The following is an 844-nucleotide window of genomic DNA, read 5'->3' as shown; positions in this document are numbered from 1 at the left end:
GTATCTTCCCATCGCAAACCTGTCGGTCAATGCGCTCGTCATCATCCTGCTCGGCGGCGGTGTCGGGCTCTTGTCGGGGATGTTCGGGGTCGGCGGCGGCTTTCTGACGACGCCGCTGCTGATCGTCTATGGCATCCCGCCGACCGTCGCCGCCGCCTCGTCTGCCAGCCAGGTCACGGGGGCGAGCGTGTCGGGCGTGTTCGCGCATTTCCGCCGCAACGGCGTCGATGTGAAGATGGGCGGCGTCCTCGTCGCAGGCGGCATATTGGGCGCGTTCTTCGGCGCCTGGCTGTTCCGGCTGCTCCAGCAGAGCGGCCAGATCGATACCGTGATCGCGATCGTCTATGTCGTGATGCTCGGCTCGATCGGCGGCATGATGGCGAGCGAATCGATCGGGACGATCCGCCGCGCGCGGACCGGCCGCCCCGCCAAGCCGCGCAAGCGACGCCATCACCCGCTGGTCGCCGCGCTGCCGCTGCGGACCCGCTTCTACGCCTCGGGCCTGTATATCTCGCCGCTGGCGCCGTTGCTGCTCGGCTTTTCGACCGGGATCCTGACCATGTTGCTGGGGATCGGCGGCGGGTTCATCCTGGTGCCGGCGATGATCTATCTGCTCGGCATGGCGACGTCGGTCGTGGTCGGGACCTCGCTGTTCCAGACGCTGTTCGTCACCGCGGTGGCGACGATGGTGCATGCGACGACGACCAAGGCGGTCGACATCGTGCTGGCCGGGCTGCTGCTGATCGGATCGGTCGTCGGCGCGCAGATCGGTGCGCGGTTCGCGACCAAGTTCCGTCCCGAATATCTCCGTCTCGGGCTCGCCGTGATGGTCCTGCTCGTCGGC

At 67.5% G+C, this 844-nt stretch carries 1 protein-coding gene; it reads left to right on the top strand.

Translation table 11 applies throughout. The annotated features are described in order from the left end of the window. Nucleotides 1-844 (top strand): sulfite exporter TauE/SafE family protein (locus sphsw_RS15405; protein WP_031441387.1); only part of this gene is annotated, 844 nt, incomplete at both ends.

Origin of the sequence: Sphingomonas sp. FUKUSWIS1, assembly GCF_000733135.1 — a bacterium.
GTDB classification, from domain to species: domain Bacteria; phylum Pseudomonadota; class Alphaproteobacteria; order Sphingomonadales; family Sphingomonadaceae; genus Sphingomonas; species Sphingomonas aerolata.
This window is presented reverse-complemented; position numbering and strand designations above follow the sequence as displayed.